This window comes from uncultured Bifidobacterium sp. (genome assembly GCF_963540075.1).
Classification (GTDB): Bacteria; Actinomycetota; Actinomycetes; order Actinomycetales; family Bifidobacteriaceae; genus Bifidobacterium.
The window spans coordinates 1-9,330 of the sequence record NZ_CAUTOG010000050.1; the positions used below are offsets into that span (position 1 = coordinate 1).

Consider the following 9,330-nt stretch of genomic DNA (forward strand, 5'->3'; position numbering starts at 1 on the left):
TCTCGTTTCATATCTTGGGCAGATTCCGTTGGCGGGGAACCGCGCTTCGGAAAGAGAGATTCTGCGAATCCTTGATTTTCCGCCGATTCTTGTCGCCGGAAATTCGTGGTTCCCGAAGAAGGCCGCCCAGGACATGATTCGATTGCCCAACGAATGCGGTCGCTGCCCAGGGTCTGTGTCTGGTTGTCCTTCGCGCCGCCCGTCCGGGCTTCTCGCGTGGATTCGCACAGAAGTTTTTCCCGGGGCTTCTCACGGTCCCGGTACGGGGTCCCTGCCGGGGCTTCTCGCGAGGGCCCCGTGATGGCTTTCGTCGGCTTTCCTACATGGTCCGCCGACCTTAGGCGACCGCTTCCGCCTTCGCGACCGAGCCTGCGGCATCGTGCAGGGCCCTGATGTAGAAGCGGTCCATGGCCCCTCCATGCACGCTGCCGGGAAGAGGGCCGTCCATGAGGATGAACCCGCTTCTGCGGTAGATGTGGTTCGCCGCCTCGAGCGCATGATGCGTCTCGAGATACAGCCGGCGGTATCCGACCGCAAGGGCGAAGGTCGTGATGCGTCCAATCAGCCTGTAGCCGAGTCCATGGCCCTTCGCGGCATCATCCAGGTACAGCTTCTGCAGTTCGGCCGTCGAATCGTCGCCGTCCATCTCCGCGATGCCCGCGCCTCCGAGGACCCGTCCGTCATCGTCATCCTCCACGACGAAATACGCGCGGCGCGAGGACGCCCCGTAGAAGACGCTGAGATGGTCCGTCTCCGGGTCGAAGGCCGCCGTACCGGGGATGGCGAGGCCGAACGCCGCGAGATTCGAACGGATGATGGGAGCGAGGGAGGAATCGTCGGATTCCCGTATCGGACGGATATGCATCATCGAAGACTACCTCGTCCATTCCCGTGAATCCGGGGCGTTCGCCACGGCCGAATCCTCCATCGCCTCAGAGACGCCATCCGGTTCCTGCACTCGTACGATTCGTCCTCGGATGATGCGCAGCGTCCGGTCGGCGCACAGGGCCGCGAACTCCGGGTCGTGCGTGACGACGACGACCGTCCGCCCTTCGTCGGCGAGCCCGCGCAGCAGAGCGGCGACCTGTCTCATATGGCCGAGGTCGAGACCGCTCGTCGGCTCGTCGGCGATGATGATCGGCCGTTCCGACGCCACTGCCGCGGCGATGGCCACCCTCTGGCGCTGTCCGCCGGACAGCGAGAGGGGATGACGGCCCGCCATCCCGGCGAGATCGAGGCGGGCGAGAATCGCCCCTGCCTCGGATGCGTCCTCATGGGGCTGCGCAAGCATCACCTCGTCGAGAACGTCGGCCGTGAACAGCTCGCGCGTCACGTTCTGCAGAACGGTGAAGCAGGCGTCCAGCCTGCGGCGGCGTCCCAGGCGTTCGCCATCGGGCGCGACCAGCTTTCCGCGGCAGCGTCGGTCGAGTCCCTGCAGACATCGGATGAACGTGGACTTGCCGGCTCCGTTCGGGCCCATCACGACCGTCACCCGACCCGCTGGGAACGCGGCGCCCTCGATGGCCAGGGCAGGTTCTTTCGCGCGCCGGTACGTGTAGGAGAACCCGTCGATGCGCCAGGCTCCGGAGGATTCGTTCCGCGGCCCGCGCGCCACTGATCCGGCCCGTCGGACAACCCTTTCCAGCCCGCTTCGCGTGGTGGGCCGTAGCCCCAGTCCCTCACGCTCCTCATCCGTGAGGGCGCCGAGCTCCCGGCCGCTCATGACCTGCGTGATCCGACCGGAATCCATGATGGCGGCGCGGTCGACAAGTCCCTCGAGCCAGTACAGCCGATGCTCGGCGATGACGACGGTCCGGCCCTCGTCCCTCCACAGAGCGATGATGCCGCGCAGGCGATCGATGGCCGAGGCGTCGAGATTCGCCGTGGGTTCGTCGAGCACCAGGATTCCCGGTCGTGCCATGGCCGCCGCTGCGGAGGCGACCTGCTGCTGCTGGCCTCCGCTCAGCCGGTCCACGCCGCTGTCGAGCAGCCCGTCGACACCGAAGGCGCCGGCCACCTGTTCCATGCGCCGACGAATCCTCTCGGGCGGCATCCCGGCGTTCTCGCAGGCGAAGGCGAGCTCGTCGCGGACCGTCATGGTGAAGAACTGGTTCGCCGGGTTCTGGAAGACCGAACCCACATGCCCGACGAGGTTCTCCAACGGAGTGGTGGTGACGTTGAAGCCGTCCACGAGGACGCGTCCCGACAGACGCCCGCGGAAGTAGTGCGGGACCAGACCGTTGATGAGCCGGGTGATCGTGGTCTTGCCGCAGCCGGATCGCCCGCACAGCAGCAGGGTCTCGCCGGGGAGGACGTCCAGGCTCAGATCGGCGACGCCGTGCGGCTGCGAGATGTCTGATGCCCGTGCATCCGCCTCGACGGCTGCGGGGGATGCGGTTCGCGTGTCCGCCGTCCCCGATTCGTTCGCTGCCATTCCCCTCGCGCCGACGTTCCGGGCGTCTGCCTTCCTCTCGTCCGCGTTCCCGTCGGTTCCGTTCCTGTCCTCTGGATCCCTCCCGTCTGGATTACTTCCGCCTCCGTAGAGGAAGGAGACGTTCTCGAGGCGAATGGACCCGGAGGGGTGGTCGGGAAGCCTTCGGGATTCTGCCGTTCCCGTGTCTCTTGTCACCGTGTCTCGTGTCATCGTGCCGCCTGCCATCAGGGCAGCAGCCCGGACGCGGTGAACGCCCACGCCGCCAGACATGCCACGCATGCCGTCAGAACCGCGACGTCCACGCCACGGATGCCGATGCGTGCGATGCTCGTGCGCGGTCCGGGGGATCCTAGGCCACGGGTGAGCGCCGACTGGCTGAGGTCGTCGGCTATGCGTACCGAGCTGGCGACCAGCGGTACCACGCGGAACTCCAGAATCCGCGAGGCCTTGCCGCCGCCGAAACGCACTCCCCGCATCCGCATCGCGTCACGGATGGACCGGCCTTCGGCGGCCGCGGTGGGGAAGAAGCGCAGCATGACGGCGAGCGGCACGGTCACGGCGCGGGGGACATGCAGTCGATCCAGCGCCGTCGTCAGCTCGCCGGCGGTGGTCGTGGACAGCAGCCAGTAGGCGGTTATCGCACCGGGCGTCAGCTGGATGAGCATCGCCGCCGACGTGGTGATCGCCCAGACGAGCGAGCCCGTCATCGCGGCGGCGAATCCCCGGGAGCCGCCTCCCGACGCGAATCCCAGAGCGGGCATCCCCGCTTCGACGGCCACCGACGCCGCCATGGCGAATGCGTATCCCGCCAGAAGCCGCCAGCGTCGGTTCGCCATCAGAACCCCCGCCACCGACAGCTCCAGAATATGCCGGACGATTCCCGTCGACAGCGCCGCCCCGCCCACCAGCCCCAGACAGAAGCAGCCCACCACGGTCGCGTAGGCGATTTTCGTCCGGGGATCGAGCCGGAAGGGTCCCCGGTACTCGGCGGTGGCTATGCGCATGGATTCTCCTGGAGGAGTCGTGGGGAGTCGTGGAGGGATCCGCCCGGACGGGACGGGCGTCTAGGCGAGTCCCGCCCGGTGGAAGTGCCGGCGGAACAGTCCCAGAGCGATGATCGCTCCGATCACGCCTCCCGCCAGGTTGAGCACGACGAGGACGGGTAGCAGCCAGCCAGGGAACAGCGAGGCCAGCTCGGAGGCGTACCCGGATCCCTTCGCGCTGGAGAGGTTCGCCAGATACGAGCTCCGTCCTACGTAGAACGGCAGGAACATGCCGATGGTCCACAGGTTGAACACCCCGGCCGAGACGATGATGAGACCGCGATTCCCATAGTCGCCCCGGCGGGCGATGAGGTCGGCCACGAGGGCCGCCGCAAGCGCCGTGGCCACCGTGTAGTAGTTGCCGTGGATGACGCCGATGAGAAGCGCCAGCAGGACGCCCATGATCGTCACGGTTCCGAAGCGCCGCGACTTCGTCAGCGCGAGAAGATAGGCCGTACCTCCGAAGATGCCGCAGCCCAGACCCATGAAGGGCATGAGCACCGGGATGAGATGCGCCGGAAGGGCGGGGATGGCGATGAGCACGAAGTACAGCGCCGTGTACACGCCGATGAGGATGTAGTCGAGCATGCGCAGACGGCCGTCGTCGGAGCTCTGCGCCTCCTGGTAGGCCTCGGCCGTCCACTGCGCATGGTTTTTTGCCGACGCCGCGCGATCCGTTGGATCCATCGGATCCAACGGGGAGGGTGTCTTGGCGTTCCTGGGGGAAGCGCCGGTATCGGACGCGTCGTGTGTGCCGTCCGGTGCCGTGTCTGGATCGTCGGTCATCTGTGGCTCCTTCAGTGACTCCCTGATTGCTTGGGGATGCGGGGATGTCCGCCGCGGTTGGTTCCGTAGGCGGATCATGCGAGGCGGCATCATTCGCATGCGGCGGGTCGTCGTCGCCTCGGATTCCCGCGTCTCCGTGGCGACGACGGGCATGAGGAGCGCCGCGCCGCCACGACCCGAAGCATTTCGTGGTTCGCTGCGTCTCCGTGGCCATACCGCCGTGGTCCGCCGCGTCTCCGCGATTCTCTGCCGCATCGTGGTCGCCGCGCCGTGATTGCAGCGACCACGTTCCCGCCTTTTCGCTTCCTTTGCTCTTTTCGCTGCCTTCGCCTCCGCACTGTAGAAGAATCGGCGCGAAAAGTCACGACTGTATTTTTCGTCCCGGTTGTGCTAGGCGCGTTCCATGGCGGACGTCTCAGAGGCTTCCGAGGCTTTTTCCCTGCTGTTCTCTCTTCCGCTTATGGCCTGCGCGGCATCCGCGACGAGCCGCCCGTCCCGAAGGGTGAGCAGGCGATCGGCCCGGGCGATCACCGCGGACCGGTGGGAGACGATGAGATACGCGCGGCCGTCGCGGTGTCGGAACAGGGCGTCGAGCACCCGGCCCTCGAGAAGGGCATCCATGTTGCTGGTGGGTTCGTCGAGCAGTACGAGCGGGGCGTCGCTGAGGAAGGCCCGTGCGACGGCGATGCGCTGGCGCTGCCCCTCGGACAGCTCGGAGCCGTTCCTTGTGAGCCGGTGATCGAGGCCGCTGGGCAGCTCGGCGAGCACGTCGTCGAGTCCGGCGTCCCGCGCCGCCGCCTCGATGTCCGTGCGCGCCGCCTTGGGTCGTGCGATGGCGATGTTCCTTGCGACGGTGTCGTCGAAGAGGAAGGTGTCCTGGCTGACCATCGTCTCGAGCCTGCGCAGGGCGTGCACGTCGATGGTCTCGATCGACTCGCCGCTGACGTCGAGCGTGCCGTCCGTGCGGTCGCGGAAGCGCATAAGGACGTCGATGAGCGTGGATTTGCCGGCGCCGTTCTCGCCCTGAACGGCGATGACGTCCCCTGGCCGGATGGACAGGTCCACGTCGGCGAGCACGGCGTCGGTGTGTTCGCCGGCGTCGTCCGCATACGAGAAGGCCAGATGCCGGGCGTCGAGACCGGTGAAGGAGTCGGGCGTCCGACCGCCCTCGTTCTCCTCGACCGCCGGTTTCTCATCCATCAGCGCGAAGACGCGGCGGGCGGAGGCCAGCGTGGGCTGCAGGCCCGAGCCCAGGCGCGCCACGGACATCAGCGCCGGGAAGGAGGCGGTGAATCCGGCGACGGCCACGATGGCGGAGACGGCCCCCAGTCCTCCGGACGAAACGAGGGCGACGGCCGTGCCGGTGAACGCGGCCAGGCCGAGCATGGGGATGCTTTCCGTGATGACGTCGTTCCAGCCGCGCGCCCTGTTGTTGTGGCCCCGGGCGTCCAGCATCCTGGTGGTGGCCGCCATAAGGCGTTCCCGCGTCCGCCGGGCGGCGCCAAGGCCGGCGAGCTGGTCTCGGGCGTCCAGGGATTCGAGGACGAGGCTGTGCAGGGCTCCCGTGGCCGTGCGTTCGGCGGACGCGGCCCGGTATGTCGGTCCGGCAGTAAGCAGGGGCACGAGAAGCACCAGCAGCAAGTCGGCGACCAGGGAGGCCAGACCAAGCCAGGGGGAGAAGGTCCAGAACACGACGACGTTGACCAGGGTGGTGATGCCGGCGATGGCGATCGGGGAGAGGGTGTGCGCGTAGAAGATCTCCAGCAGCTCGATGTCCTGCGTGATCACCGTCACGAGGTTGCCTCGCCCCTCCCGGCGCAGCTTCGCGGGCGCCAGCGCCCGCATCCTGTCGAACACCTCGCCGCGGATGTCGCGAAGCACGCTGAAGGCCATCTGATGGTTGAACAGTTGCTCCCCGTAGGCGAGCGGCCCCCGGACGAACGCCAGCACGACCGCGGCGGCGAGTGCGGCCACCCAGACGGCCGTGGAGGCGCCGGTGAAGGCCCCGGCGAGTCCCGCCGCGGCGAGCATCACCGTCCAGATGGCCGACAGATGCCCGAGCGATCCGCAGACGATGGCCTTGAACTCGATGACGGCGAGGGGAAGCATCTGCCTCGCCATGCGGCGCATGACCCGCGGGGTGGGCATCGGGTTGCCGGATGCGCTGCTCAGGGCGCCCGGTTCCGCGTGAAGCGGGCCGGATTCCGTAACCTTCGTCGTTCGGGTCCCTTGTCCCAGGTGTTCCCCGATGATCGGCGTGGTCGTCATCGGACCGCCTCCTTCAGAGGTTCCGTGAAGCGTGACGGCGTCGCGGCGACCGCCATGCGCGAGGGTTTCCGTTCGCCCGCGGCCCCGATGCCCTCAAGCGTTCTCTGCTCGCGCCATTGCGATGCGAACGGTCCGGCCGCTGTGGCGGCAAGCGCGTCGAAGTCGCCCGATTCGACGATGCGGCCGTGATCGAGCACAAGGATGAGGTCGGCGTGGCGCACGGACGCCAACCGGTGCGAGATGGTGACGACGAGTCGCGTTCGGCCCATGTCGTCGGCAAGCGCGGCAAGGTCCTCGTCATGGTCACGGTCCACGGCGCTCGACGCCTCGTCCAGGATGACGATGGGGGTGTCCCGCAGCAGAGCGCGAGCCAGCCCGAGCCGCTGGCGCTGGCCGCCGGAGAGGTTCGTGCCTCCGTAGTCGACCGTCGCGTCGAGCCCGCCGCGGCGACGGATGACGTCCGCGAGGTCGACCTTCGTCAGCGCGTCCATCAGCGTGACGTCGTCATAGCCGACTCCGGCCGGGTCGAGGTTGTTGCGAACGGTTCCGGAGAAGATCTGGTCGGTTCCGCGTACCAGCGTGACGTCGTCGATGAACCACCGGTCCTCGAGGTCGCGCAGCTCGGTGCCGTCCGCAGTCAGAGAGCCCTCGTATCCGCGAAGACGTCCGGAGAGCAGGGCGCCCAGCGTGCTTTTGCCCGATCCGGAGGCGCCGACGATGGCCACATGACCGGTGGGGCCCAGGTCCAGATCGACGTGGTCGAGGGCCTTCTCCGCGGCGTTCCCGACGCGTCGGGTGTTCCCGGCATCCCGGGTGTCCCGCGTATCTGCGTTATCCCCGTTATCCGCGGCGTCCGGGTAGGCGAGAGAGAGTCCGCGTGCGGTGATGCGGACGGCGGTGCCCGTGCCTGCGGGAGCCGTCATGCCGTTCCTGTTCCGCGAGCGCTCGACGGGGGCTTTCCCTGCGTGCCCGGCGCGCATGTCACGGGCGCGGACGATGGCCCGGCCCTGCTTGAGGGCGACCGTTCCGGCATGCATGAGGTAGACGAGCTGACGGCTGGGGACGAACAGGCGCACGCCGGTGACGGCGACGAGCACGGCCGTCACCCAGCCGGCGGAGTCGGAGCGTGACATCAGCGCCGTGACGGCCGTGGCGGCGATCACCGAGGCGTATATGGCGCCGTCGGCGCCGATGAGACTGGTGAGCTGCCCGCCGAGCAGACGCATGGTGGCCTTGCGAAAGCCCTCCGAGTCGTTGGCCAGACGATGCGCCTCGCGTCCGTCGGCGTCGAAGGTCTTGAGCGTAGGCAGGCCTCGCAGGGCCTGTTCGAAGTGCACTCCGACCTTGTCGTAGCGCTGCAGATGGGCGATCTGCGTGCGGATGTCCTTCTCGCGGGTCATGTTCGCCGCGAAGGGCATGACGAGCATGCCGAGCACGATGATCCCGGCCCCGGCGACGCTGACGGGCGCGAGGACGGCCAGCGCGACGAAAATCATGAGCAGCGACTCGACCAGCGTGGGCAGGAAGGTGGTGAAGTACGTGCTCACCGAGGCGACTCCCTCGGTGGCCAGCAGGGCGAGGCTCTGATGCGGGGTGGCCTTGCCCCGCGCCGCGTCGTCCCGGTCCGCGATGGCGGATTCGTCGATGAGGGACAGGTAGAGGTCGTTCGCCAGGGCCTCGCCCATACGACGGGACATTCTCCCGGCCAGGACGTTCGTGGCATGCCGCACGAGGACGCGCAGGACGACGAGCGCGAGAATCGTCAGCAGGGCCGCCGGCAGGGAGGCGGTCACGATTCCGAGCGGACCATCCGGGCCTGGTCGCGCCGGCGACCAGTTGGCGGCCCGGGCGACGGCGAGGACCGCGATGAGGCCGACCGCCGCATCCATCAGCGCGCACAGCGCATGAAGCATGCCGAGGACGAGCGATCCGCGGAGGTCGGCCCCCGGCAGCCGGAACAGGTTCCTGTCGATCATGAGGCCTTGCACGTCCTTCCCTGATCATCCGGTGTGTCCGGCGTCCGGACCGGTGCGGCCCTGCGAGGCCGGCATGGGTTCGATGCGGCGTTTGGGGGATCCATGAGTCACACCCTGCGATCCCTGCCACCGTACGGGCGACGAACCACGTGGGTCAATACCTCGGCCCTTGTTTCTTCGCGATGCGCGTACGAAGGGCTGTGGGATTGCTCACATGGATGCGCCCCCGGCCGGTGAGGTTCGGGGGCGCACATGGGACGCATGGGAACGGGGGTGAGGTTGTGCCGACCTCTCGCTGCCTCGACTTCTACTTCTTCCCGTGCGCCTTCGCGACGATGAAGCTCACGACGAGTACGACGATGACGGCGCCGAGGATCGAGGGGATGACCGCCATTCCTCCGAGGCTTGGACCCCAGGTGCCGAACAGGGCCTGGCCAACCGACGAGCCGACCAGGCCGGCGAGGATGTTGGCGATCCAGCCCATGGATTCGCCCTTGTTGGTGATGGCTCCGGCGATGACGCCGATGATCGCCCCTACGATAAGCGTCCAGATCCAGTACATGGGATGTCCTTTCTATTTGGTGACGCTCAACCTCGAGCATCCGTGACTCCACGCTACGGCACCGAGGAGTGGAGTGCCCGGCGTCTGCTTTGGGAAGAAAAGTGAATGTTGGTCATGATTTGCTCTGTGGTCGGCTTGCTTTGCTGGGAGTTCGCTCCGTGGTGGGGGGTGGATGGGGTCGCAGCATGCCGCTGAAGCGGGCTTGATGGCTTCGTGCCGGAGGCTTGCGAGTCGCGGGTTTCGACGATGATGGGTGGCCGA

Annotated in this window: 7 protein-coding genes; all 7 read right to left on the reverse strand. The window is 67.6% G+C overall.

Features of this window, described 5'->3' with window-relative positions; all coding sequences use genetic code 11:
* Positions 1 to 337: 337 nt before the first annotated feature.
* The 7 genes from RWX87_RS05920 to RWX87_RS05950 all read right to left on the reverse strand — a co-directional run bounded on the left by RWX87_RS05920 (position 338) and on the right by RWX87_RS05950 (position 9,069).
* Entirely contained in the window at positions 338 to 868 is a 531-nt protein-coding gene (locus RWX87_RS05920) for a GNAT family N-acetyltransferase (RefSeq protein ID WP_314688589.1), read from the reverse strand.
* Between the two features lie 6 nt (positions 869 to 874).
* Positions 875 to 2,434, reverse strand: coding sequence for an ABC transporter ATP-binding protein (locus RWX87_RS05925; protein ID WP_314688591.1), 1,560 nt, complete (start codon positions 2,432 to 2,434; stop codon positions 875 to 877).
* A gap of 224 nt (positions 2,435 to 2,658) precedes the next feature.
* Entirely contained in the window at positions 2,659 to 3,438 is a 780-nt protein-coding gene (locus tag RWX87_RS05930; protein WP_314688594.1) for an energy-coupling factor transporter transmembrane component T, read from the reverse strand.
* A gap of 60 nt (positions 3,439 to 3,498) precedes the next feature.
* Positions 3,499 to 4,164, reverse strand: a complete 666-nt coding sequence (locus tag RWX87_RS05935) for an MptD family putative ECF transporter S component (protein WP_314688597.1) — start codon at positions 4,162 to 4,164, stop codon at positions 3,499 to 3,501.
* A gap of 489 nt (positions 4,165 to 4,653) precedes the next feature.
* Positions 4,654 to 6,531 (reverse strand): ABC transporter ATP-binding protein, encoded by a 1,878-nt coding sequence (locus tag RWX87_RS05940; protein WP_314688600.1) that lies wholly within the window; start codon positions 6,529 to 6,531, stop codon positions 4,654 to 4,656.
* Positions 6,528 to 8,507: an ATP-binding cassette domain-containing protein gene (locus tag RWX87_RS05945; protein WP_314688603.1), complete on the reverse strand. Its 1,980-nt coding sequence runs from the start codon at positions 8,505 to 8,507 to the stop codon at positions 6,528 to 6,530. The genes RWX87_RS05940 and RWX87_RS05945 overlap by 4 nt, the downstream gene beginning before the upstream one ends.
* Before the next feature lie 307 nt (positions 8,508 to 8,814).
* Positions 8,815 to 9,069, reverse strand: coding sequence for a GlsB/YeaQ/YmgE family stress response membrane protein (locus RWX87_RS05950; protein ID WP_314688605.1), 255 nt, complete (start codon positions 9,067 to 9,069; stop codon positions 8,815 to 8,817).
* Between the last annotated feature and the right edge of the window lie 261 nt (positions 9,070 to 9,330).

Excerpts from the sequence above, each read along its gene's own strand:
- RWX87_RS05920 (WP_314688589.1), bottom strand. The coding sequence starts at position 868 with ATGATGCATATCCGTCCGATACGGGAATCCGACGATTCCTCCCTCGCT.
- RWX87_RS05940 (WP_314688600.1), bottom strand. The coding sequence starts at position 6,531 with ATGACGACCACGCCGATCATCGGGGAACACCTGGGACAAGGGACCCGA.
- RWX87_RS05930 (WP_314688594.1), bottom strand. The coding sequence starts at position 3,438 with ATGCGCATAGCCACCGCCGAGTACCGGGGACCCTTCCGGCTCGATCCC.
- RWX87_RS05925 (WP_314688591.1), bottom strand. The coding sequence starts at position 2,434 with ATGGCAGCGAACGAATCGGGGACGGCGGACACGCGAACCGCATCCCCC.
- RWX87_RS05950 (WP_314688605.1), bottom strand. The coding sequence starts at position 9,069 with ATGTACTGGATCTGGACGCTTATCGTAGGGGCGATCATCGGCGTCATC.
- RWX87_RS05935 (WP_314688597.1), bottom strand. The coding sequence starts at position 4,164 with ATGGATCCAACGGATCGCGCGGCGTCGGCAAAAAACCATGCGCAGTGG.
- RWX87_RS05945 (WP_314688603.1), bottom strand. The coding sequence starts at position 8,507 with ATGATCGACAGGAACCTGTTCCGGCTGCCGGGGGCCGACCTCCGCGGA.